Origin of the sequence: Chthonobacter rhizosphaerae, from assembly GCF_013839525.1 — a bacterium.
GTDB classification, from domain to species: Bacteria; Pseudomonadota; Alphaproteobacteria; order Rhizobiales; family Pleomorphomonadaceae; genus Chthonobacter; species Chthonobacter rhizosphaerae.
The window spans coordinates 308,315-330,823 of record NZ_JACDIS010000004.1; the positions used below are offsets into that span (position 1 = coordinate 308,315).

Consider the following 22,509-nt stretch of genomic DNA (forward strand, 5'->3'; position numbering starts at 1 on the left):
TGGCCGGCCGTTGCCGCATCCTCGCCCATCCAGCCGAACCGGCGCGGGCGTGCCCGCCGGCCGGTCCCGCGCCCCGCCCGTTCAGCCGAGCCGGCGGTAGCGCACCCGGGCGGAATGCTCGATGGCGGCGACGGCGAGCTTGGGCAGCTCCAGCCGGTCCTCCAGCATCTGCAGGAACACGAGCTCCTCCTGGCGCACCAGGAGGTCCACCGCCGCCACCTCGACGGCGAGCGCGTAGGCCGTCTCGCGCAGGCGGGGCGGGATCGCCTCGTCGATGAGGTTCAGGATCTCGTCGAGCCCGCCCTCGTGTCCGAGGTTGCCGACGCAGAGCTCCACGGTCCGGGCGAGCGGCCCCTCATAGCCCTCGAACGCCGGCAGCGTGGAGACGAGCCGGCCGAGCTTCTCCATCTCGGCCTCGGTCATAGCGTGGTCGGCAGCCGACGTGGTCACCATCACCCAGATCAGCGCTTCCTCGGTGGTCAGCTTGGCGGCCATGGCCCGTCCCGTCCCCTCGTTGACTCGCGCCCCATGTGGGGCCACCGGGAGAAAAGCACAAGCGGAGCGGTGGGGAAATGCGGGCGGTCTCGGACCACCAGCCATCCCGACCGCCCCCGCTCCCACGCCGGGCCCCACCCGACCGCCCCCCCACCCGCGCCGGCCCCAACCGACCGCCCCCACCCGCGCCGGCTTCAATTCGGACCGCCGACCCTCTCTCAAGGGCGTCACCCCGGCGCACGCCGGGGCCCAACCGACCCCGCCCCACCCGCGCCCGCATCAGACCGCACCGCCGACGTCTGGATCCCGGCCTTCGCCGGGAAGACGGAGGAGGAAGGGGGCCTCAAGGGCGTCACCCCGGCGCACGCCGGGGCCCAACCGACCCCACCCCACCCGCGCCCCCATCAGACCGCACCGCCGACGGTTGGATCCCGGCCTTCGCCGGGATGACGGCGGAGTGAAGAGGGGCCTCAAGGGCGTCACCCCGGCGCACGCCGGGGCCCAACCGACCCCGCCCCACCCGCGCCGGCATCGGGTCGCACCGCCGACGGTTGGATCCCGGCCTTCGCCGGGATGACGGAGGAGAGGACCGGCGAACGCGCCTCTTCCGACTGCCGATCGCCGAATCCCTACTGCCGACACTCCCTACTGCCGACTGCCTACTGCCGACTGCCGACTCCCTACTGCCGACTGCCTACTGCCTACTGCCTACTGCCTACTGCCTACCCCCTCCCCCCTCCCCACCCGCCGCCCCGCATCGAACCGCAGGAAGAACTCGTCCAGTTGCGGCGGCGGCACGTCGGTGCCGGCGAGCATGGCGTGGATCTGGCCGCGGTGGTGGATCTGGTGCTGGAAGAGGTGGAGGAGCAGCGCGTCCACCCGCTCCATCACGCGCCCGTCCTCGCCCCGGTCGGTCGCCACCTCGCGCGAAAGACCCGCGTCGTCGAGCCCGTCGCAGAAGCCGACCAGCGCCGCGTCGGTGTCCGCCTGGGCGGCGGCGAGCGCCGCCGGGTCGGCGAACGGCCGGTAGGCCTCGAACACCGCCTGGCCCCGGCCGCCTTCGCGGAGCGCGTCCAGGTAGTAGAGGTCCACCTCCAGGATGTGGTTGGCCGTCTCCAGGATGGAGGGGAAGAAGCTCGTCCGCGCCGCCGCGAACGCCTCCGGCGTCAGCCGGGCGCAGGCGGCGAGGAGCCGGCGGTTGGAGAAGGCGTTGTTGCGGGCGAGCCCCCGCACAAGGTCGACGGCGCTCATGGCGGCTCCTATGGGGGGCGGGCGCGGCGGAGGCCCGATCCTCCGCCCGCCGCCCGCCGGGGTCTGTCGGCAGGAACGCGCCAGCCGCCGATGCGTCCCCCCGGCCCGCCGGTCCACCGCTAACCTCTTCGTCTCGTTTCGGCCCGTTCGGCCGGCTCGCGGCTTCCCTCCGCGCGCGTCCCCCTGCTATAGCCCGAACCGCAATGCCGCTGGAGACGCCGATGTCGGAGATGAAGCTCGTCGTGGTGGGGGCCGGGGGCCGCATGGGGCGGGCCCTGATCAAGGCCGTGAGCGAAACGCCGGGCGCCGTGGTCTCCGCCGCCATCGAGCGGGAAGGCTCGCCCGCCCTCGGGGCCGACGCCGGCGTCCTCGCCGGCCTGTCGCCGCTCGGCGTTTCCGTCACGGACGATCCGCTGCCGGCCTTCGCGGCCGCCCACGGCGTCCTCGACTTCACCTCCCCGGCCGCCACGGTGGCCTTCGCCGAACTCGCCGCCCAGGCGCGCATCGTCCACGTCGTCGGCACCACCGGCTGTTCGGCGGAGGACGAGGCGGCCATCGACGCCGCCGCCCGCCACGCGGTGGTGGTCAAGTCCGGCAACATGAGCCTCGGGGTCAACCTCCTCGCCGGCCTCGTCCGCAAGGCCGCCGCCGCCCTCGGGCCGTCGTTCGACATCGAGATCGTCGAGATGCACCACCGCCACAAGGTGGACGCGCCCTCCGGCACCGCCCTCCTCCTCGGCGAGGCGGCCGCCGCCGGCCGCGGCGTCTCCCTCCGGGAGGCGAGCGTGCGCGGCCGCGACGGCCACACCGGCCCGCGGCCGGACGGGGCGATCGGCTTCGCGTCCCTGCGCGGCGGCGCCGTCGTCGGCGACCACACGGTCACCTTCGCGGGCCCGGGCGAGCGCATCGAGCTGACCCACCGGGCCGACGACCGCGCCATCTTCGCCCTCGGAGCGGTGCGCGCCGCCCTCTGGGGCTTCGGGCGCAAGCCCGGCCGCTACGGCATGGACGACGTCCTCGGCCTCAACGACTGATCCGGCGCGAAGCCGATACCGAGCGGACGGCGCCGCCTCCAACAAGCGACCGCCGCTCCATCCCCCGAAGAAGGAGTCCCCCATGTCCCGCGTCCTGGTGCTGGTCCGACACGGTCAGAGCGAGTGGAACCTGAAGAATCTCTTCACCGGCTGGAAGGATCCGGACCTGACGCCCCTCGGCGTCGAGGAGGCGACCGCCGCCGGCCAGCGCCTGAAGGCCCTCGGCGTCCGCTTCGACGTGGCCTACACGTCCGTGCTCACGCGCGCCCAGCGCACCCTGTCGCTGATCCTGGACGAGATCGGCCAGACGGACCTGCCGACCGTCAGGGACCAGGCCCTCAACGAACGCGACTACGGCGAACTCACGGGCCTCAACAAGGACGACGCGCGCGCCAGGTGGGGCGAGGAGCAGGTGCATGTCTGGCGCCGCTCGTTCGACGTGCCCCCGCCGGGCGGCGAGAGCCTGAAGGACACCGCGGCCCGCGTCCTGCCCTATTTCGAGGCGGAGATCCTGCCGCGCGTCCTCAAGGGCGAGAACGTGCTCGTCGCCGCCCACGGCAACTCCCTGCGCGCCCTCATCATGCAGCTGGAGGGCCTGACCGGCGAGGAGATCGTTGCCCGCGAGCTCGCGACCGGCGTGCCCATCGTCTACCACCTGGACGAGACCGGCCGGATCGTCTCCAAGGATGTGCTTTCGGGCTGAGCCCCCGCCGAAAGCCCCGCGAGGACGGCGCACCCCCGGCGCCGCGCCCCGTAACCGGGCCGCGACGCCGCCCCACCGAACCGTGGCGCCGCCCCTCCGGGCGCCGACTCGCCTCACCGGGGCTGCGCCTTCGCGCGCGCGGCCTTCAGCCTGTAGAGCGCGTCCAGCGCCTCGCGGGGCGTCATCTCGTCCGGCGACAGGCCGTCGAGCACGGCGTGGAGTTCCGCCTCTGCCGGGTCGGGCATGCCGGCCTCCGCCGCCGGGGCGCGTCGGCGGGCGGCGGAGAACAGCGGCAGGTCGTCGAGCACCGCCGGGGCGCCGCCGCCGCCCGTCTTCTCCAGTTCGGCGAGCACGGCCCTCGCCCGCTCCACCACCGCCGCCGGCAGGCCGGCGAGCTTGGCCACCTGGATGCCGTAGGACCGGTCGGCCGCCCCGGGGACGATCTCGTGCAGGAAGACGACGTCGCCCTTCCATTCCTTCACCTTCACGGTGGCGTTGGTCACCCGGGCGAGCGTCTCGGTCAGCGCCGTCAGCTCGTGATAGTGGGTGGCGAAGAGCGCGCGCGAGCGGTTCACCTCGTGCAGGTGCTCCACGGTCGCCCACGCGATGGCGAGACCGTCGTATGTGGCGGTGCCGCGGCCGATCTCGTCGAGGATCACGAAGGCGCGCGGGCCCGCCTGGGTCAGGATGGCGGCGGTCTCGATCATCTCCACCATGAAGGTGGAGCGGCCGCGGGCGAGGTCGTCGGCCGCGCCCACCCGGCTGAACAGCCGGTCCACCACGCCGATATGGGCCGATCGCGCCGGCACGAAGGATCCCGCCTGGGCGAGCACCGCGATCAGGGCGTTCTGGCGCAGGAAGGTGGATTTGCCCGCCATGTTGGGGCCCGTCACCAGCCACAGCCGGCCGGCCGCGTGGCTCTCGTCCGGGGCGCCCACGTCGCAGTCGTTCGCCACGAAGGTGCCGCCGGTCTCCTTCAGCATGGCCTCCACCACCGGGTGCCGGCCGCCCTCGATCCGGAAGGCGTGGGAAAGGTCCACCTTCGGGCGTACCCAGCCGGCCTCGTCGGCGAGGTCGCCGAGGGCCGCCGCCACGTCGAGGGCCGCGAGCGCGTCCGCCGCCCGCTTGATCCCGTCGCCGGCCGCGATCACCGCGCCCGCCAGCCGGTCGAACACGGCGAGCTCGATCCCGAGCGCCCGCTCGCCCGCCGAGGCGATCTTGCCCTCCAGCTCGCCGAGCGCGGTCGTGGAGAAGCGGATGCAGTTGGCGAGGGTCTGGCGGTGGATGAAGGTGCGGTTGAGGGGCTCGCCCATCATGGCGGCCCCGTGCTGCGGCGGCACCTCCACGAAATATCCGAGCACGCCGTTGTGGCGCACCTTCAGGGCCTTGATGCCGGTCTCCTCCACGTAGGTGGCCTGGAGCGACGCGATGATCTGCCGGCTCTCGTCGCGAAGGCCGCGCGCCTCGTCGAGGTCCGCGTCGTGGCCCGCCCGCACGAAGCCGCCGTCCCGCTTCAGGAGCGGCAGCTCGTCGCCGAGCGCCGCCCGCACCGCCTCGCCCACCCCGTGGGGCGCGGCAAGCAGCGCGCCGAGCGCGTGGCCGATCTCCTCGCCGCCGACGACGCCGGCGAGCCTCGCCCGAAGCGCGGCCGCCGCCTCCAGCCCCGTCGCCACCGCCATCAGGTCGCGCGGCCCGCCCCGGCCGAGGGTGAGGCGCGTGAGCGCGCGCGCCATGTCCGGCGCGCGGGCGAGATCCGCCCGCACGGTGCGGCGAAGCGTCGGCTCGCCCGCGAAGAGATCCACCGCGTCCAGCCGGTGGCGGATCGCCTCCGGGTCGGTGAGCGGGCTCGCGATCCGGTCGGCCAGCAGCCGGGCGCCGGCGCCGGTGACGGTCCGGTCGACGCTGGCGAGCAGGCTGCCCCGCCGCTCGCCCGACAGGGTGCGGACGAGTTCCAGGTTGGCGCGGGTCGCCGCGTCCACCGCCATCACGCCGGTGGCGGCGTCCCGGCCGGGCGGGTCGAGCGGCGGGCGCTGGCCGACCTGCGTCTTGTCCACGTAGGCGACGATCGCCGCCGCCACGGAGAGCTCCAGCCTCGAGAAGCGGCCGAAGCTGTCCACCGACTTGATGCCGTAGAAGGCCGCCAGCCGGTCCGGCGCCGTCGCGCCGTCGAAGAAGGCGCGCGGCAGCGGCACCACGGCGGCGCCGGATCCCTTCCAGGTGCGGCGCAGCTCGTCCTCGTCGAAGAGCGCGTCGGAGACCAGGAGTTCCTTCGGCTCGATACGGGCGAGGAGCGCCGCGAGCCCGCCCGCCTCCGCCTCGGTCAGCCGGAAGGCGCCCGTGGACACGTCCACCCAGGCGACCGCGAACCGGTCGCCCCCGGCGTCCGAGCCGCGCTGGCGCGTCACCGCCGCCAGGAAGTTCGACCGGCGCGCGTCGAGCAGCGTCTCCTCGGTCAGGGTGCCGGGCGTCACCAGCCGCACCACGTCGCGCCGGACGATGGACTTCGAACCGCGCTTGCGCGCCTCCGCCGGGTCCTCCATCTGCTCGCACACCGCGACCCGGTGGCCGAGGGCGATCAGGCGCTGCAGGTAGTCGTCGGCCGTGTGGAGCGGCACCCCGCACATGGGGATGTCTTCGCCGAGATGCTTGCCGCGCTTCGTCAGGGTGATGCCGAGGGCCCGCGAGGCGATTTCCGCGTCGTGGAAGAAGAGCTCGTAGAAATCGCCCATGCGGAAGAAGAGCAGGCAATCCGGATTGGCGGCCTTGATCTCGATGAACTGGGCCATCACGGGCGTGACGTGGCCGGATGCGGCCTCTTCGTCGATGGGCGTGTGCTCGGTCATGGCGCGCACGCTAGCAGAACCCGCCCGGCGTTTCACCGGCGGCGCAAGGCCCCGCCGCCGTCATCCCCGACGAAGTTGCGGACGCGGCAAGTCCCAGCGGCCTTCGCGACCGCGCGGGCGACCGGCGGCCATGGGCGCCCCTACCCCGCCATCGCCCCCACGGCGCTCAGGATCCGGTCCACGTCCTCCGGCCGCGACAGCCTGTGGTCGCCGTCCTTGATCAGCGTCAGCACCACGTCGTCGTGCACGAGCCGGTCGACGAGCAGCATGGCGTGGGCGTGCGGCACGTCCGGGTCGCGCATGCCCTGGAGGATGTGGACGGGCGCGCCGATCCGGATGTCGGTGTCCAGGATCGCGTGCCGCCGCCCGTCCTCGATGAGGGCGGCGGTGATCACCGTCGGCTCGGGCGAATAGGCGCTCGGGATCTCGGTCCGGCCGTGCTCGGCGAGGTCGATCCGCATGGCGTCGGTGAACGAGGGCTCCATCAGCCGGCCGGTGAAGTCCGGCGCGGGGGCGATCAGCACCAGGCCCTTCAGCCGGTCGCCGCGGCCCGCCGCCTGCAGCCTCAGCGCCAGGAGAAGCGCGATCCAGCCGCCCATGGACGAGCCCACCAGCACCATGGGGCCATCGGCGAACCGGTCCACCACCGCCATCGCCTCGTCGGCCCAGCGCCCGATGGTGCCGTCGGCGAAGCGCCCGCCGGAGGCGCCGTGGCCGGAATAGTCGAAGCGCACCACGCGCCGGCCCGAGCGCCGGCCGAAGTCGGCGAGCGCCTCGGCCTTGGACCCGGCCATGTCGGACCGGAATCCGGACAGCCAGACCAGCGTCGGGACCGCGCCCTCATCGATCCGGACGGCGATCTCGACCCCGTCCACCGTGATGCTGTCGGACCGTGACGCCATGCCTTGAACCTCCCGCCGGTGGCGCCGTTTCTGCCACAGGCGAGCGCTTCTTGCCTGCAAAATCGTCTACGTCTGGGCATATCTGCCGTCGCGGCGGGCACCGGGGCGCGGAGAACCTTGACTTTCCGCCGGTTTCACACGACCTTCATGGCCAGTTGTCCCGCTTGGCGGGCAGCCGATCCCGTCTTTCGCCCGATCAGCCCGTCGAGCCGGTCGCCCGAGAGATGGCGTGTTCCGGGACCGGGCCGGTTTCGCCGCCGGCCGCGTTCCCAGAGGCGAGGGCCGACCCGAGGGGTCGTTCCGCTCCAGGCACATCGGACCGGCTGTCTTCCGGATCGGGCAATCGGCGCTCCGGACCCCTAGTTTTGTTTCTCGGGATCTGTCGTCGGTCGTCAACCGTTTCTGCAACGGTTGCGGTCGGCCGTCAGCCCGTCCGGTATCGGCGAGCGGGGCGCCCGCGGTAAGTTCAACGTCAGAGGAGACTCAAGCCATTCGTCGCCCGTTCAGAGCCACAGCGCCGACCAAGGAAGGTCCGCGCGTCAACCGAGAAATTCGCGTCCCGCAGGTGCAGTTGATCGACGATACCGGTGAGAACCGGGGCGTCGTGAACATCAACGACGCGCTGGCGGCTGCCGCGGAGGCGGGCCTCGACCTCGTCGAGATCTCGCCGAACTCGACGCCGCCCGTCTGCAAGATCCTGGACTTCGGCAAGTTCAAGTACCAGTCGCAGAAGAAGGCCGCTGAGGCACGCAAGAACCAGAAGACCGTCGAGATCAAAGAGATCAAGATGCGGCCCAACATCGACACCCACGACTACGAGGTGAAGATGAAGAGCATGCTCCGGTTCTTCGAGGAAGGCGACAAGGTCAAGGTGACGCTGCGGTTCCGGGGTCGCGAGATGGCGCACCAGGACCTCGGCGTTAAGCTTCTCCTGCAGGTCCGCGACGAGACCGCCCAGATCGCCAAGGTCGAGAGCGAGCCGCGCCTGGAAGGCCGCCAGATGGTCATGGTGCTGTCGCCGCGCTGATCGGCGGCACCTCAAGCCCGAGGGCTGGAAGGCCTATAGATTTGAAGGCGCCGGAGCGATCCGGCGCCTTTTGCTTTGCCGGAGACCCGGCCAGGCGAAATCCGTCCGGTTCAAGATTTCGGCGGACGTCACCCGTGAACTCGACGGCGGTTGGCGCCTCGCGTTGCCCAGGGTTCTGCGGCCCGCGAACCGCACCCTGCCTGGCGTTGAAGCCCTGTTACTTTCTGCTATAGTTCAGGAGTGGGACGGGATGGTGAGACACCCCGCCCCTTTCTTCAGATCACGAAGCTGATGCGGACCGTCATGATCCAGCGGTCCGCATCTTTCGCGAGACTGACCTCCAGCTTCCATCGCCTGAGCGACATCGGCTGAACTCCTCTCCAGGTGGCAAGGCCTTTGCCAACGGCCGGGGTGGCCCATCCTCCCCGGTCGCGCCGCTGGATCGGCGCGCCTGCTTCCGCCGCCTGGAGGCGCCACCTTGTGGCTCGATGCACAGATCGTCAAATCTGACAGTTCAGATCCACGACAACGTGGCCGCCTGTTCGACAGGCTCTCGACAGTGCCTCGCCGCGTTTCGGACCCGGCGTTGAAAGCTTGTCAATTCCTGCTATGGTCAGGGACTGGGACGGGATGCTTGAGACACCCCGTCTCTTTGGTCACCGAACGAAAGTGATGCGGACCGTTATTGTCCAGCGGTCCGCATCTTTCGCGAGACTGACCTCCAGCTTCCATCGCCTGAGCGATATCGGCTGAACTCCTCTCCAGGTGGCAAGGCCGTCGCCAACGGCCGGGGTGGCCCGTCCTCCCCGGTCGCGCCGCTGGATCGGCGCGTCTGCTTACGCCATCTGGAGGTGCCACCTTGCTGCTCGGTGGATAGATCGTCAAATCTGACAGTTCAGATCCACGACAACTTGGCGGCCTGTGCGACAGGCTCTCGACAGCGCCTCGCCGCGTTTCGGACCCGGCGTTGAAAGCTTGTCAATTGCTGCTATGCTTAGGGAGTGGAGCGGGATGCTTGGGGCACCCCGCGCCTTTGATCAGCTGCCGAAAACGATGCGGACCGTTATAATCCAGCGGTCCGCATCTTTCGCGAGACTGACCTCCAGCTTCCATCGCCTGAGCGACATCGGCTGAACTCCTCTCCAGGTGGCAAGGCCGTCGCCAACGGCCGGGGTGGCCCGTCCTCCCCGGTCGCGCCGCTGGATCGGCGCGCCTGCTTGCACCGCCTGAGGCGGCAACCGTGCGTCGCCGGCGCGAGCTCGTCAAATATGACGATTATCATGGGCGCGCTTGGCTGTCCCCGGCTGAAGCTGGCGGCACCCGGGTCGTGTCACGGCCAGCGCCACTGCCGCCTTGCATTGTTCCCGCCTTTCCGTTAGAACCCGCCCACTCTTCGGGTCGCCCGGCTACGAGGCCGGCTTGCCGTGTCCTCAAAGGGCATGCCGTGGCGGTCCAGAAGCTCAAACCCCGGACGACGCCCAGCCGATCGCGGGTGGACTTCCCTTCAGGGAAGCCCTCACGCCCGGCCGTATCGTTCGGAACGACAAGAAACGAGGATCTCCCGTCCGGCATCGGACGCGCGGGATCCGGCTCACTCGAGACGAGCAAATGCCCAAGCTGAAGACCAAGTCCGGCGCCAAGAAGCGCTTCAAGATCACCGCCTCGGGCCGCGTCAAGTCCGCCCAGGCCGGCAAGCGTCACGGGATGATCAAGCGGACGGCCAAGTTCGTCCGTCAGGCGCGCGGCACCACGGTCCTGTCGGACCCGGATGCGCGCATCATCAAGAAGAACTTCCTCCGGAACGGCTGAACCCCGTCCCGTAGCCTCACACTTTCCAGGAGTTCATCACCATGGCGCGTGTCAAGCGGGGCGTTACCGCCCATGCCAAGCACAAGAAGGTCCTCAAGCTCGCCAAGGGCTACCGGGGCCGCCGCAAGAACACGATCCGCACGGCCAAGGCCGCCGTCGATCGGGCGATGCAGTATGCGACGCGCGATCGTCGCGCCAAGAAGCGCAACTTCCGCGCTCTCTGGATCCAGCGCATCAACGCCGCCGTTCGCGACGTGACGGCCGGCGAGCTGACCTACGCCCGCTTCATCGACCTGCTCGCCAAGGCGGGCATCGAGGTCGATCGCAAGGTTCTGTCCGACATCGCGATCCGCGAGCCGGAGAGCTTTAAGGCCCTGGTCGAGAAGGCCCGGGCCGCGGCGTGATGCCGACGACAGGCGGGCCGGTCTGAACAGCCGGGCGCCGACGTCACGAACCACAGGCGGCGCACCGGACGGTGGGCCGCCTGTTTTCGTTTCGTCCATCGCGTACCGCCGGCTCTTCGCCCGAAATCCCGCCGACCGCCCCGCCCGGGCGGTTGGCAACCGCAGGCCCCCGCGCTATCACCCTCGCCGACCCGTACATCAGGCAACAGACGAGCCGTTCACCCATGTCGGACCTCACCTCCCTGGAAACCGAGATCCTCTCGGCCGTCGACGCCGCCGCCGACGAGGCGTCGCTCGAGGCCGTCCGGGTCGCCGCCCTCGGCAAGAAGGGCTCGGTTTCGGACCTCCTGAAGACCCTCGGCGCCATGTCGCCGGACGAGCGGCGCACCCGCGGCGCCGCCATCAACGAGACGAAGGACCGGGTTGCAGCCGCCATCCAGGCCCGGCGCGACGTGCTGAAGCGCGCGGCGCTGGAGGCGCGTCTTGCCCGCGAGACCCTGGACGTGACGCTGCCCGTCCGCCCGGGCCCGCTCGCCGAGGGGCGCATCCATCCGATCAGCCAGGTGATCGACGAGATCACGGCCATCTTCGCCGACATGGGCTTCGCGGTGGCCGAAGGTCCGGACATCGAGACGGACCACTACAATTTCACGGCCCTCAACTTCCCGGCGGACCACCCCGCCCGGGAGATGCACGACACCTTCTTCTTCAATCCGGGAGAGGACGGCTCGCGCCTCCTGTTGCGCACCCACACCTCGCCGGTGCAGATCCGCACCATGGAGAGCCAGCGGCCGCCGATCCGGGTGATCATCCCGGGGCGCACCTACCGCTGCGATTCGGACGCCACCCACACGCCCATGTTCCATCAGGTGGAAGGGCTGGTGATCGACCGCCACAGCCACTTCGGCCACCTGAAGTGGGTGCTGGAGGAGTTCCTGAAGGCCTTCTTCGAGGTGGAGAGCGTGAAGACCCGCTTCCGCCCCTCCTTCTTCCCCTTCACGGAGCCCTCCATGGAGGTGGACGTCGGCTGCCGACGCTCCGGCTCGGAGATCCGCATCGGCGAGGGCGACGACTGGCTGGAGATCCTCGGCTGCGGCATGGTCCACCCGAACGTGATCCGCAACTGCGGGCTCGATCCGGACGAGTACCAGGGCTTCGCCTGGGGCATGGGCATCGACCGCATCGCCATGCTCAAATACGGCATGCCGGACCTGCGCGCCTTCTTCGACGCGGACGTCCGCTGGCTGAAGCACTACGGCTTCCGCCCGCTGGACCTGCCGAGCCTCTTCGGCGGCCTGACGGGGTGACGTGACCGGCCCGGACCGCATGCCGCCGGATCCCCGGGGGAACGCCAGGCGGCTCCGGCAGACGATGACGGAGGCGGAGCGGAGGGTGTGGTACGCGGTCAGGAATCATCGCTTCCATGGCTTCGGCTTCCGGCGCCAGGTGCCGATCGGGCCCTACGTGGCCGACTTCGTCTGTCACGGTGCGAAGCTTGTGGTTGAGCTCGACGGCGGCCAGCACGGCGCCGAGGGGGAGATGGAGCGGGACCGGAGGCGGACGGCATTCTTGGAGCGGGCCGGTTACCGGGTGATCCGCTTCTGGAATACCGAGGTGTTCACGGAGTGGGACGGCGTTCAACATCGCTTGGCCGCCGCGCTCGGGGTACTCGACCCGGAGCGGCTGGACACCCCCCACCCCGACCCTCCCCCTCAAGGGGGGAGGGGGCGAAGACGACGTGACGACGTGCCGGGTTGAGCCGGTTTGCGAGGGGCACCGACCGCATTGCTCCGCCGGCAGCCCGGCCACGACCGACGAGACGACTGCAACGGTCCCCCTCCCCCCTTGAGGGGGAGGGCCGGGGTGGGGGGTGCCTCCGCCGACGCTGGAACCCGCCACGGCGGGGAGCGCCTCCGCTGACGGAACGAGAGACTGAGGAACGGACCAGACCCATGAAATTCACCCTGTCCTGGCTGAAGGACCATCTCGATACCGAAGCTTCGCTCGACGACGTCGTGGAGGCGCTCACCATGATCGGGCTCGAGGTGGAGGCCGTCACCGATCCCGGCGCGGCGCTGAAGGCGTTCCGGATCGCCAAGGTGCTCACCGCCGACAAGCACCCGAACGCCGACAAGCTGCGGCTCCTGTCCGTCGACGCCGGGCTCGGCGAGCCGGTCCAGGTCGTCTGCGGCGCGCCGAACGCCCGCGCGGGCCTCGTCGGCGTGTTCGCCTCGCCCGGCACGGTGATCCCGTCCTCCGGCGAGGCGCTCGCCGTCGGCACCATCCGGGGCGTCGAGTCCCGCGGCATGATGTGCTCGGAGCGCGAGCTCCTCCTCTCCGACGAGCACACCGGCATCATCGAGCTGCCCGAGGACGCGCCCGTCGGCGTGTCGTTCGCGGACTACCGGGGCGGCTCCGACCCGGTGATCGAGATCGCCATCACGCCGAACCGGCCGGACTGCCTCGGCGTGCGCGGCATCGCCCGCGACCTCGCGGCCCGCGGCCTCGGCCGCCTGAAGCCCGACCCGGTGGAGATGATCCCCGGCAGCTTCCCCAATCCGATCCCGGTGGAGCTGCGCTTCACCGAGGAGACCGCCTCCGCCTGCCCGGTCTTCGCCGCGCGCGTGGTGAAGGGCGTGCGCAACGGTCCCTCCCCGCAGTGGATGCAGGACCGGCTGAAGGCGATCGGCCTCAGGCCCATCTCGGCGCTCGTCGACATCACCAACTACGTGTCCTACGACCGGGGCCGGCCGCTCCACGTCTATGACGCGGCGAAGATCACCGGCACCCTCCACGCCCGCCTCGGCCGGGAGGGCGAGAGCTTCGTCGCCCTCGACGGCAGGACCTATGCGGTCGACGCGGAAGCCTGCGTGATCGCCGACGACGCCGGCGTGCTCGGCTTCGGCGGCATCATGGGCGGCGAGGCCTCCGGCTCCACGGAGGCGACCACGGATGTCCTCATCGAGAGCGCCTGGTTCGATCCGAACCGCACCGCCCGCACCGGCCGCCGCTTCGGCATCAACTCCGACGCCCGCTACCGCTTCGAGCGCGGCGTCGACCCGGCCTTCGTGCTCGCCGGCCTGGAACTCGCCACCCGCATGGTCATGGACCTCTGCGGCGGCGAGCCGTCCGAGGCCATCATGGCGGGCCAGCCGCCGATCAGCGTCAAGGTGATCGACTTCCCGCTCTCCGAGGTGAAGCGCCTCTCCGGCCTCGACCTGCCGGCGACCGAGATCACCGCCACCCTGGAGGCGCTCGGCTTCGAGGTGTCCGGCTTCGGCGACGCCCGCACCGTCACGGTTCCGTCCTGGCGGCCGGACGTGGAGGGCAAGGCCGACCTCGTCGAGGAGGTCGTCCGCATCGTCGGCCTCGACCGGGTGAAGACGACGCCCCTGCCGCGCCTGCAGTCCGTCGGCGCCAAGGTGCTGACGCCGATCCAGATCCGCACCCGGCGGGCCAAGCGCACGCTGGCGGCGCGCGGCCTCGTGGAGGCGGTCACCTGGTCGTTCGTCAAGAAGACCGAGGCCGAGCTCTTCGGCGGCGGCGCGCCCGCGCTCGCCCTCGCCAACCCGATCTCGGCGGACATGAGCGACATGCGGCCGAGCCTCATCCCGGGTCTCGCGGCCGCCGTCCGGCGCAACGTCGCGCGCGGCTTCGACGACGTCGCCCTGTTCGAGGTCGGCCAGGTGTTCGCCGGCACACGGCCGGAGGACCAGTTCACCGCCGCCACCGCGGTCCGGCGCGGCACGTCCGGACTCGTCGGCGCCGGCCGCCACTGGGCCGGCACGGCCGAGGCCGTCGGCGTCTACGACGCCAAGGCGGACGCCCTCGCGCTCCTCGACCAGCTCGGCTTCGACGTCGCCAGGGCCCAGGTGGCGCGCGGCGCCCCGTCCTGGTTCCACCCGGGCCGGTCCGGCACCATCCAGCTCGGCCCGCAGACGGTGCTCGGCTGGTTCGGCGAGCTGCACCCGGCGGTCCTCGACAGCCTCGACGTCGCCGGGCCGATCGTGGCGGCGGAGATCCTCCTGGAGCGGATCCCGCTCCCCAAGGACAAGGGCTCCCGCACCAAGCCGCCGCTCGCCGCCTCGGACCTGATGCCGGTCGTGCGCGACTTCGCCTTCGTGGTCGACGACGGGGTGGAGGCCGCCAGGATCGTCAAGGCCGCCCTGGGCGCGGCGAAGCCGCTCGTCACCGACGTGTCGGTGTTCGACGTCTATCGCGGCGAGCATGTCGGCGCGGGCCGCAAGTCCGTCGCCATCGCGGTCACCCTGACGCCGACCGACCGGACCCTCACCGAGGACGACATCGAGGCGGTGTCGAAGTCCGTGGTGGCGGCGGTCGCCAAGGCCACCGGGGCGACGCTCCGCGGCTGACCCGGCGACGACCACGCGAGGGCGGGATGGACCTTCACGGCTTCGATCTCGCCCGCGCGCCCCTCGACGTCCAGGCGGACGCCCTGAGGGCGATCGTCGGCGCGGATCCGGACCTGATGGGCCTTCTCGCCGTCGTCCGGGACCTCGGTCTTCCGGACGGCTGGCTCGTCTCCGGCGCCCTCTACCAGACCGTCTGGAACGTGCTCACCGGGCGGCCCCGCCGGACCGGCATCAAGGACTACGACGTCGTCTACTTCGACGGCTCGGACCTTTCCTACGAGGCCGAGGACGCGGTGATCCGCCGGGTGGAGGCCACCGCCCGGCCGCTCGGCCTGCCGGTCGAGGTGCGCAACCAGGCCCGCGTCCACCTGTGGTTCCCGGGCCGCTTCGGCTTCGAGGTGCCGCCGCTCGTCTCGTCGGCGGACAGTCTTCTGCGCTACGCCTCCACCACCCACGCCGTCGCCGCTAGGCTCGACGCCGGCGGCCGGATCCATCTTCTCGCCCCCTATGGCCTCGCCGACGTGTTCGCCCTCCACATGCGGCCGAACCGCCGTCTGCCCAATGGCCCGAGCCACGACGCCAAGGCGCGCCGCTGCCTGTCGGTCTGGCCGGAACTGACCGTCGAGTGGTGGTGACGGCGGACGCCGTCCCGCCGCGAACGAACCGGCGCGTCCGCGCCTTCCTTCCCCGGCCCGTCGGGCCGCCCTTGTCCGCCCTTGTCCGCCCTGGGCCGGGCGCGGCGACCGCCGGTCGCGGGTTTGCGCGCCCGCCCGGGGGAACGACGCCCGCCCCGGCCGGTTGTCCGTTCGACACGTCACTTGAAACGGAGATCGGACGATGGATATGGAAGGCTATTCGGTTCTCTGGCTGCTGATGACCGCCGGCGGCGCCCTCGTGCTCGGCATCGCCATCGCGTGGGGCATCTCCAAGAGCCGCCGCCGCAGCCGTGGCGAGGCCGCGATCACGGAAGCCGGCAGCCGGCGCATCTACGACAGCGAAAACCAGCGCACCCACGGCCGGTGACCGGCCGAACCGCCGCGCCGGACGGCCGCCGGGGCGCCATCGCCCCGGAGCGGCGCCCGGCGGCCTGACGGTTGCCGCGAACGGCCCCGACGAGGCCGCGAAACGCCTCGGAGTCGCTCCTAAGCGGCGTCAACGATCCGTTCAGCATGATGGTGGAAGAAGACCTCGTATAAGCCGCATGTAACAGACATATAGATGTTCATTAATACGTCCGGCGCACCATCGGCACCGTGGTTTTTCACCCTGGTGCATGCGACATGGTTCGTGGTCAGAGATTTCTCGCCCGCCGGGACGGCGCCATCGCTCCGGCCTTTGCCATTCTCCTCGTTCCGCTTCTGCTGGCGGCGGGGGCGGCCGTCGACTACGGCCGGGTCATCGACCGCCGGGCCGAGATGCAGGGCAGCCTGGACGCCGGCGTGCTCGCGGCCGCCTCCACCCGGGATGTGGATCCCGCCACGGCCAAGTCGATCATCAGGGCCATGGTGGATGCCAACCTGTCCGATCTGGACGACTGGGTGATCGACGAGCCCACCGTGACGGCGGACTATGTGCGCAGCCAGGCCGAGTTCACCGTGCCCACCACCTTCATGCGCCTCATGGGGATGGACAGCATGAGCATCGCCCTGGTGGCCGAGGCCCGGCGCCCGCGCGGCAAGACGGAGGTGGCGCTCGTCCTCGACAACACCGGCTCCATGGCGAGCGGCAACAAGATCGGCGCCCTGCGCACGGCCGCCGCCGACCTCGTGGACATCCTGGAGGCCAGCGTCTCCAATCCGGCCGATCTGAAGATCGCCGTGGTGCCCTTCGTGACGGCGGTCAACATCAAGTCGCCCGGCGCCTACAAGGACAGTTGGATCGACCGGACCGGTGCGGCGCTCTACAACGGCCAGAACATGCAGGGCACGATCCACATGCGCGACCACTGGTCGATCTTCGACGCCCTCGCCGGCGTCAAGGCTGAGTGGGCCTGGAAGGGCTGCGTGGAGGCGAGGCCCGAGCCGTTCGCGCTCGACGACACGCCGCCGACGGCGTCGAACCCCAACACCCTGTTCGTGCCCTATCTCTGGCCCGACGAGCCGGACGAGCCGACCACCATGGACAAGGGCAAGACCGTCAGCGCCTATGATAACAGCTATCTCGTCGACCAGGTGTCCGGCAACGTGGAGATCCGCCAGGCGCTGGTGGAGAAATACCGCTCGGGCCAGGTGCCGATCCCCCAGAAGCCCACACCGGCCGCCAAGCCCTACAACACCCATGGCCCCAACAAGAGCTGCGGCCAGCCGGTGCTGCCCCTGACCACCGACCTGGCGGCCGTGCGCGCCGCCATCGCGGCCATGCAGCCCTGGGACGACAGCGGCACCAACGTGGCCGAAGGCATCATGTGGGGCCTGCGCGTGCTGTCGCCGGAGGAACCGTTCTCCGAAGGGGCGAACTGGAGCGACCCCGTCACCCGCAAGTACCTCGTGGTGCTCACCGATGGCGCCAACGTCATCTTCGGTGGCGACACCGGCTATGCCGCCAAGAGCCACAACAAGTCCCAGTACACGTCCTGGGGCTATGTGGCGAACGGCCGGTTCGACGGCGCCTCCAGCATCGCGGCCGCCCGCGATCAGGTGGACGTCTACACGGCGAAGGCGTGCGAGGCGGCGAGGAAGAAGGGCATCACCATCCACGCCATCACCTTCCTGCTAAACGACGCCAAGACCAAGTCCCTGTTCCGCGCCTGCGCGGACGCGGGCAAGTATTACGACAGCCCGAAGACGTCCGACCTCGCCGGCATCTTCGCCAGCATCGCCCGCGACATCACCCCCATCCGCCTCGCCCGGTGAGGCGGCTCCGGATGAGGCCGGCGCGCCCGGGCGCCGGCGAGGCGCCGAGCGGTCAGTTGCTCACCAGCACCTCGCTGCACGCGGGAGGCAGGTCCTTCAGGGTCACCTCCGGGGCGGGCTTCCTCGGCTTCTGTGGCTTCGGCGCGGGCTTTTCCACGAACCAGGCGTCCAGGTCCGCCCCGCAGCCGTCGCCGGGCGGCGGGTCGTCCTGCGCCTTGCAGCCGGCGGAGCCGGACGGGCAGCCCAGGCGCACGTGGAAGTGATAGTCGTGGCCCCACCAGGGCCGCACCACCCGCAGCCACGATCGGTCGCCGGTCTCCATCTGGCAGAGCGCCTTCTTGATGCCCCGGTTGACGAAGATCCGGTCCACCGCGCGGTCCCGGGCCGCCGCCTTGATGATCCCGAAATGGGCGCGAGTGAAGATCTCCGGGTCCGCGAACTTGCCCTTGCCGCCGTTCGACAGCATGGAGGTGGCCGACAAAGTCTCCCGCTCGTCGGCGCTCAGGATGCGGCTCGGCATGGGCGTCAGCCAGATGTCCGCGTCGAGGCCGATCTGGTGGCTGGCGTGGCCGGTCAGCATGGGGCCGCCGCGCGGCTGGGCGAGGTCGCCGACGAGAAGCCCGTTCCAGCCCACCGACGGCGCCTTGGCGGCGAGCCGCTCCAGGAAGTCGATCAGGGCCGGGTGGCCGTAGTTCCGGTTCCGCGACAGGCGCATCACCTGCCAGCGCGGGCCGTTCACCGGCAGCGCCGTCGCGCCGGCGAGGCAGCCGCGCGAATAGGAGCCGATCGAGCGGGCGGCGAGCGGCGCCGGCTGGGTCACCGCGCCGAACAGCACCTTGGCGGGCGTCGGGCCTTCCACGGCCTCGGCCGCCCGGTGGCCGGCGGTCAGTCCGCAGGCGAGCACCAGCACGGCGGTGAGCAGGCGAAGGGTCATCGGCGGCCTCGTATTGTCTGACTTATTTCGTCCCGACCGCGACGGCGGAGGGCCGTCGGCCCCGCCGCGGTGGATGACGCCGTCCAGGGTCGGCGCAGCATGTTGACAAAGTGTTAACCCTGTCGGACCGTCCCGCCAGTCTTCTCGCCGGTCCGCCCGCCCCATGGCTTCCGTTTCCGTCCGCCGCCTTTTCCCAGCCGGCCTCCTCGCCGCCTGCGCCATGCTGCTCGCCGCCTGCGGCACCCTGTCGAAATCCGAGTGCCAGACCGGCGACTGGTATACCATCGGCCTCGTCGACGGGCAGGCCGGGGCCGACGGGTCGCGCCTCCAGGAGCATGCCAAGAGCTGCGCCCGCTACAGCCTTCCGGTCGATCCGGTCCGCTACGAGGAGGGCCGCGCGGAGGGCCTGAGGAGCTACTGCACCCCGCCGTCTGGCTTCGCCAACGGCATGTCCGGCGCGGTCTACCGGAACGTCTGCACCGGCCGGGCCGGCAGCGACTTCCTCGCCGCCTACGGGCTCGGCACGGACGTCTACCGGGCGCGTTCCATCGCCCGCGACGCCGCCGCGGAGGCCCGGGCCGTGCGCGGCGAGCGCGACCGCCTGGACGACCGCGTCGACGAGCTCCGCAGCCGGATGGCGAACGCCACCCCGGAGGAGCGCGAGCGCCTGCGCGACCGGATCGAGGACATCCGGTTCGACATGATGGGCACCTTCACCGACCAGTTCGCCGCCCAGCGCCGCGCCGACGCGGCGGCCCGCGACGCCGCCGCCGCCGAAGCGGCCGCCCGCGCCGCCTATTTTCAGCTGTTCGGCACGCCCGCGCCCTGAGGGCGACCCTCGCCGTGGCCGGGCAGCCGCTCGGCGGCCTGAAAATGCCCGGTCGCGGCACTCTTCAGGCCCGGCGCTCGGGCCCGCACGTCAGAGCGAGGGGCGCAGGTCGAGGGGCGGCAGCGAGCCGGTCACGTCCTGAACCCCGACCACCCGGAACACGAGCGCGTCCCCGGTCTCCGCCAAGGGCTCCAGGAAGGCCGGCCGCTCGCCCCGGTGGAGCGCGGCCGCAAGACCGTCCGGCGCGCGGGCCGCGAGGGACGCCATCTCGCCGTCGCGGCGGCAGAGCGCCACGTAGCCGACGCCGCGGGCGGCGATCTCGGCGGCCGCATGGGACGCCGGCGCGGCGAGCACAGCGTCCTCGGCGCTCGGGCCGATCCGGACGGTCGCGCGCGTGGACGGGGCGGCGAGCACCGACAGGCCCGTCCGCATCAGGATGAAGGGGCCGAGCGACGCAGGCGCCGCGACGACGCCCTCGCCGGCTCCGGCGAGCGCGGACCCGACCGCCGCCTGACAGGCGGTGCGGGCGGCGTCCGCGGTCTCGAGGGTGATCGGGCCCGACAGCGGCAGTGCGATCACGGCCCACACCGGCGGTGCGGCCAGCACCCAGCTTCCGCGAAGGGCCGCGCCCAGGATGCCCGGGCGGCGCGCGTCCGCCTGCCAGCTCCGCGCCGCCAGCACGCCGGCGAGAACCGCCGCGGCCGTCTGGGCGAGCGGCAGGCCGGACAGGTCGAGCGCGGCCGACGCCGAGAGCGCGGCGGTCAGCCCGGCGAGGGCGAGGAGGCCCCGCCGGTCGCTCTCCCGGGCGCTGCGGACCGCCGCCAGGCCGCCGACCACCGCGACCGCGAGCGGCGGCCAGTAGAGAAAGCCGAACCAGAGGTCGGTCGACGCCATCGCGGCGAGCGAAGATCCGCCCGCCATCGGATCCGCCGTCACCAGGGCGCCGGCCCCGTCGTCGCCGAAGCAGGCCGGCGACAGGAGGGCCGCGATGGTCACCATCAGCGACAGGAGACCCGCGAAGGCGGCACCGCGCATGAGGAGGCCCGGCGCGCCGTCGCCGCCGTCGCCGCGCAGGAGGACGCCGAGGGCCGCGAGCCCCAGACCGGCCGTGCCGAAGCCGAGCGCCGGCAGGGCGCCCGCCCCGCAGGTCGCCGGCCAGCCGGCGGGCGCCGCCGCGATCGCGGCGAGCGGAAAGCCGGTCGCCGCCGCCGCGACGCCGAAGCCGATCAGGCCCGCGCGGTAGCGCTCCGGGGCGACCGCCCAGCCGGCCGCGAGCCCCGCCATGCCGAGCGTCGCCGCCACGCCGCCGCCGCCGCCCATCGCCACCAGCGCCGATGCCGCGAGGCCCGCGGCGAGCCCGGCGAGGCGGGTCGCCCCGGCGTCGTCCGGAACCGCGTCCCGGCGGCCGGTGCGGCAGAGACCGCAGAGGAGAAGCGCCGACAGGGTGGCGGCAAGCGAGTGGCCGTCCACCTCGCCCGGCCGGAACAGCGCGGTCAGCGGCGGCGTCACCAGCACGAGGGCGAGCGACCAGGCCGCTCCCGCCCAGCCGGCGAACCGGTGGGCGGCGAGGCCCACGAGGGCCGCGAAGGGCAGGAAGAGGAGCGGCGGCAGCAGGTTGACAGCCAGGATCTCGGCTCGAGCGGGCCCGACGAGCGGATCGAGGACGCGGAGCATGAGGTAGAGCGGCACGTCCGCCACCCGGGACCAGGACACCAGCGCCCCGTCGGGAGGCGCGATGCGCGGCTGGGTCAGGTCGAACCAGGACCGCCCCTCCAGGAGGTCGCGCGCCTCGGCGAGCCGCAGCATGGCCTCCGGCGTGCCGAATCCCGCCGAGAGATCGGCCCGGAAGCTGGCGGCCAGGAAGGCGGCGGCCGCGAGCGCGACCGTCAGGCCGTAGACCAGCGCCGGACCCGCCGAGGGAACCCCGAGCGCGGCCGGAGCGGCTGCAGGCTGGCTTTTTCCGTTCATGTGCTCAAGGACCCGGCGAGCGTACTCGGACCAAATGCGCGTGGGTGAGCCACCCTGCCCGGACCTTGGTGCAAGAAGCGTTAAGCCTGACGGAGCGTTACCGCAATCCCGCCGCTGTCGCGCCAGCGCAACACCCGCTCGCCTGTCTCGGCCCGCCACTCCCGGCCCGCCGAACCCCCTACCCGCGAAGCCCCTCTCCCGCTCAGGCCGCGTGGCGGCCCGCGTCGGCGCCGTAGTAGTTCACGTAGCGGGCCGAGAGCGCCTGCACCGGCATCACGATCATCACGTCCGTGGTGCCGAACTGGTGGTCCACCACCGCGCCGTCGCCGACGGTCGCGCCGAGGCGCAGATAGCCCTTCACCAGCGGCGGCAGGGCGTGGAGCGCCGCGCGGGCGTCCACCGCCTCCTCCGGCAGCCGGTCCATCGCCACCCGGCGCTCCGGCAGGGCGTTCACCCGCCAGGGCTCGGGCGCGCGGGCATGGTGGTGCAGGAAGGAGAGCGGCAGCGCCAGCCGGTCCGGGTCGGTGCCCTCCAGAGAGGCGCAGCCGATCATCACGTCCATGCCGTGCTGGAGCACGTAGGACCAGATGCCGTGCCAGAGGAGTTCCACCGTCCGCTTGCTGCGGTAGGGCTTCAGCACGCACGAGCGGCCGAGCTCCAGGAAGCGCAGCGTCCGATGCCGGGCGATGAGCGGCGCGAGGTCGAATTCTCCGGCGCTGTAGAAGCCGTCGTGCCGGTCGGCCACCTCCTGGCGCAGCAGCCGGTAGGTGCCGACGATCGCCGGGGTTGCCTTGCGGAAGCGCTTGGTGCGCATCTGGTCGTGGTCGAGCACCAGGAGATGGTCGCAGATCCGGTCGAAGGCGTCCCGGTCGCGGCGCATCGCCAGGGTCTCGGCGTCCGCGATCGCCGCCATCTCCTCGTAGAACACGTGGTAGCGCAGGGCCTGGGCGGTGCGCACCTCCGAGGCCGAGCGGGCGAGGCGCACCTCCAGCGGCCCGATCCGGCCGAGCGGCTCCGCCGGCCGGCGGGCGATCGGGTTCGGCACCGAGAGGCCCGGCAGCAGGCGGATCGGGGTGGAGCCCATG

At 71.8% G+C, this 22,509-nt stretch carries 19 protein-coding genes; 12 read left to right on the forward strand and 7 right to left on the reverse strand.

What is annotated here, in order from left to right; translation table 11 throughout:
• Positions 1 to 81: 81 nt before the first annotated feature.
• Both HND91_RS09530 and HND91_RS09535 read right to left on the reverse strand, forming a co-directional pair.
• Complete coding sequence (locus HND91_RS09530; protein ID WP_181706325.1) at positions 82 to 495, reverse strand: tellurite resistance TerB family protein; 414 nt, start codon at positions 493 to 495, stop codon at positions 82 to 84.
• A 708-nt stretch (positions 496 to 1,203) separates the two neighbouring features.
• Positions 1,204 to 1,746 carry a DinB family protein gene (locus HND91_RS09535; RefSeq protein ID WP_210272637.1) on the reverse strand — a complete coding sequence of 181 codons (543 nt, stop codon included), beginning with the start codon at positions 1,744 to 1,746 and terminating at the stop codon, positions 1,204 to 1,206.
• A 221-nt stretch (positions 1,747 to 1,967) separates the two neighbouring features.
• Between HND91_RS09535 and dapB the strand changes: the two genes are divergently transcribed.
• Together dapB and HND91_RS09545 are read left to right on the forward strand one after the other, a co-directional pair.
• Positions 1,968 to 2,780 carry a 4-hydroxy-tetrahydrodipicolinate reductase gene (gene dapB, locus HND91_RS09540; RefSeq protein WP_246329386.1) on the forward strand — a complete coding sequence of 271 codons (813 nt, stop codon included), beginning with the start codon at positions 1,968 to 1,970 and terminating at the stop codon, positions 2,778 to 2,780.
• An 82-nt stretch (positions 2,781 to 2,862) separates the two neighbouring features.
• Positions 2,863 to 3,483, forward strand: coding sequence for a 2,3-bisphosphoglycerate-dependent phosphoglycerate mutase (locus HND91_RS09545; RefSeq protein ID WP_181706326.1), 621 nt, complete (start codon positions 2,863 to 2,865; stop codon positions 3,481 to 3,483).
• Positions 3,484 to 3,596: 113 nt separating this feature from the next.
• Here HND91_RS09545 and mutS read toward each other — a convergent pair whose 3' ends face one another.
• Both mutS and HND91_RS09555 read right to left on the reverse strand, forming a co-directional pair.
• On the reverse strand, positions 3,597 to 6,326 hold the full coding sequence (gene mutS / locus HND91_RS09550; RefSeq protein WP_246329387.1) for a DNA mismatch repair protein MutS: 2,730 nt from the start codon (positions 6,324 to 6,326) through the stop codon (positions 3,597 to 3,599).
• A 140-nt stretch (positions 6,327 to 6,466) separates the two neighbouring features.
• Positions 6,467 to 7,228: an alpha/beta hydrolase gene (locus HND91_RS09555; RefSeq protein ID WP_181706327.1), complete on the reverse strand. Its 762-nt coding sequence runs from the start codon at positions 7,226 to 7,228 to the stop codon at positions 6,467 to 6,469.
• Between the two features lie 490 nt (positions 7,229 to 7,718).
• Here HND91_RS09555 and infC point away from each other — a divergent pair, with 490 nt between their 5' ends.
• From infC to HND91_RS09600, 9 genes are all read left to right on the forward strand, one after another.
• Positions 7,719 to 8,255, forward strand: a complete 537-nt coding sequence (gene infC, locus HND91_RS09560) for a translation initiation factor IF-3 (RefSeq protein WP_075216890.1) — start codon at positions 7,719 to 7,721, stop codon at positions 8,253 to 8,255.
• Between the two features lie 1,608 nt (positions 8,256 to 9,863).
• Positions 9,864 to 10,064 (forward strand): 50S ribosomal protein L35, encoded by a 201-nt coding sequence (gene rpmI / locus HND91_RS09565; RefSeq protein ID WP_181706328.1) that lies wholly within the window; start codon positions 9,864 to 9,866, stop codon positions 10,062 to 10,064.
• 41 nt (positions 10,065 to 10,105) lie between these two features.
• On the forward strand, positions 10,106 to 10,468 hold the full coding sequence (gene rplT / locus HND91_RS09570; protein WP_181706329.1) for a 50S ribosomal protein L20: 363 nt from the start codon (positions 10,106 to 10,108) through the stop codon (positions 10,466 to 10,468).
• A 224-nt stretch (positions 10,469 to 10,692) separates the two neighbouring features.
• A complete protein-coding gene (gene pheS, locus HND91_RS09575) occupies positions 10,693 to 11,775 on the forward strand; it encodes a phenylalanine--tRNA ligase subunit alpha (protein WP_181706330.1) in 1,083 nt (360 codons plus the stop codon).
• A gap of 19 nt (positions 11,776 to 11,794) precedes the next feature.
• The gene (locus HND91_RS09580; RefSeq protein WP_181706449.1) at positions 11,795 to 12,226 is read left to right on the forward strand and encodes an endonuclease domain-containing protein; all 432 of its coding nucleotides are present in this window, start codon (positions 11,795 to 11,797) and stop codon (positions 12,224 to 12,226) included.
• Between the two features lie 194 nt (positions 12,227 to 12,420).
• Complete coding sequence (gene pheT / locus HND91_RS09585; RefSeq protein WP_181706331.1) at positions 12,421 to 14,841, forward strand: phenylalanine--tRNA ligase subunit beta; 2,421 nt, start codon at positions 12,421 to 12,423, stop codon at positions 14,839 to 14,841.
• Between the two features lie 26 nt (positions 14,842 to 14,867).
• Positions 14,868 to 15,476 (forward strand): nucleotidyltransferase family protein, encoded by a 609-nt coding sequence (locus tag HND91_RS09590; RefSeq protein WP_181706332.1) that lies wholly within the window; start codon positions 14,868 to 14,870, stop codon positions 15,474 to 15,476.
• A 202-nt stretch (positions 15,477 to 15,678) separates the two neighbouring features.
• The gene (locus HND91_RS09595) at positions 15,679 to 15,864 is read left to right on the forward strand and encodes a hypothetical protein (RefSeq protein WP_181706333.1); all 186 of its coding nucleotides are present in this window, start codon (positions 15,679 to 15,681) and stop codon (positions 15,862 to 15,864) included.
• A 257-nt stretch (positions 15,865 to 16,121) separates the two neighbouring features.
• Positions 16,122 to 17,693 (forward strand): TadE/TadG family type IV pilus assembly protein, encoded by a 1,572-nt coding sequence (locus HND91_RS09600; RefSeq protein WP_181706334.1) that lies wholly within the window; start codon positions 16,122 to 16,124, stop codon positions 17,691 to 17,693.
• Between the two features lie 52 nt (positions 17,694 to 17,745).
• On the opposite strand, the gene mepA is transcribed toward HND91_RS09600, so the two are convergent.
• The gene (gene mepA, locus HND91_RS09605) at positions 17,746 to 18,627 is read right to left on the reverse strand and encodes a penicillin-insensitive murein endopeptidase (protein WP_181706335.1); all 882 of its coding nucleotides are present in this window, start codon (positions 18,625 to 18,627) and stop codon (positions 17,746 to 17,748) included.
• 163 nt (positions 18,628 to 18,790) lie between these two features.
• Between mepA and HND91_RS09610 the strand changes: the two genes are divergently transcribed.
• Entirely contained in the window at positions 18,791 to 19,456 is a 666-nt protein-coding gene (locus HND91_RS09610; RefSeq protein ID WP_181706336.1) for a DUF2799 domain-containing protein, read from the forward strand.
• Positions 19,457 to 19,546: 90 nt separating this feature from the next.
• On the opposite strand, the gene HND91_RS09615 is transcribed toward HND91_RS09610, so the two are convergent.
• Positions 19,547 to 21,424 (reverse strand): hypothetical protein, encoded by a 1,878-nt coding sequence (locus HND91_RS09615; protein WP_181706337.1) that lies wholly within the window; start codon positions 21,422 to 21,424, stop codon positions 19,547 to 19,549.
• Between the two features lie 202 nt (positions 21,425 to 21,626).
• Positions 21,627 to 22,508 (reverse strand): l-ornithine N(alpha)-acyltransferase, encoded by an 882-nt coding sequence (gene olsB, locus HND91_RS09620; protein ID WP_181706450.1) that lies wholly within the window; start codon positions 22,506 to 22,508, stop codon positions 21,627 to 21,629.
• Position 22,509: the final 1 nt, after the last annotated feature.

Bases quoted from the DNA above. Each gene is read 5' to 3' on its own strand.
- HND91_RS09610 (WP_181706336.1), top strand. From the start codon at position 18,791: ATGGCTTCCGTTTCCGTCCGCCGCCTTTTCCCAGCCGGCCTCCTCGCC.
- pheT (WP_181706331.1), top strand. From the start codon at position 12,421: ATGAAATTCACCCTGTCCTGGCTGAAGGACCATCTCGATACCGAAGCT.
- mutS (WP_246329387.1), bottom strand. From the start codon at position 6,326: ATGACCGAGCACACGCCCATCGACGAAGAGGCCGCATCCGGCCACGTC.
- HND91_RS09590 (WP_181706332.1), top strand. From the start codon at position 14,868: ATGGACCTTCACGGCTTCGATCTCGCCCGCGCGCCCCTCGACGTCCAG.
- HND91_RS09595 (WP_181706333.1), top strand. From the start codon at position 15,679: ATGGATATGGAAGGCTATTCGGTTCTCTGGCTGCTGATGACCGCCGGC.
- HND91_RS09600 (WP_181706334.1), top strand. From the start codon at position 16,122: ATGGTTCGTGGTCAGAGATTTCTCGCCCGCCGGGACGGCGCCATCGCT.
- pheS (WP_181706330.1), top strand. From the start codon at position 10,693: ATGTCGGACCTCACCTCCCTGGAAACCGAGATCCTCTCGGCCGTCGAC.
- HND91_RS09535 (WP_210272637.1), bottom strand. From the start codon at position 1,746: ATGAGCGCCGTCGACCTTGTGCGGGGGCTCGCCCGCAACAACGCCTTC.
- mepA (WP_181706335.1), bottom strand. From the start codon at position 18,627: ATGACCCTTCGCCTGCTCACCGCCGTGCTGGTGCTCGCCTGCGGACTG.
- dapB (WP_246329386.1), top strand. From the start codon at position 1,968: ATGTCGGAGATGAAGCTCGTCGTGGTGGGGGCCGGGGGCCGCATGGGG.
- HND91_RS09615 (WP_181706337.1), bottom strand. From the start codon at position 21,424: ATGAACGGAAAAAGCCAGCCTGCAGCCGCTCCGGCCGCGCTCGGGGTT.
- olsB (WP_181706450.1), bottom strand. From the start codon at position 22,508: ATGGGCTCCACCCCGATCCGCCTGCTGCCGGGCCTCTCGGTGCCGAAC.
- HND91_RS09580 (WP_181706449.1), top strand. From the start codon at position 11,795: ATGCCGCCGGATCCCCGGGGGAACGCCAGGCGGCTCCGGCAGACGATG.
- rpmI (WP_181706328.1), top strand. From the start codon at position 9,864: ATGCCCAAGCTGAAGACCAAGTCCGGCGCCAAGAAGCGCTTCAAGATC.
- rplT (WP_181706329.1), top strand. From the start codon at position 10,106: ATGGCGCGTGTCAAGCGGGGCGTTACCGCCCATGCCAAGCACAAGAAG.
- HND91_RS09530 (WP_181706325.1), bottom strand. From the start codon at position 495: ATGGCCGCCAAGCTGACCACCGAGGAAGCGCTGATCTGGGTGATGGTG.
- HND91_RS09555 (WP_181706327.1), bottom strand. From the start codon at position 7,228: ATGGCGTCACGGTCCGACAGCATCACGGTGGACGGGGTCGAGATCGCC.
- HND91_RS09545 (WP_181706326.1), top strand. From the start codon at position 2,863: ATGTCCCGCGTCCTGGTGCTGGTCCGACACGGTCAGAGCGAGTGGAAC.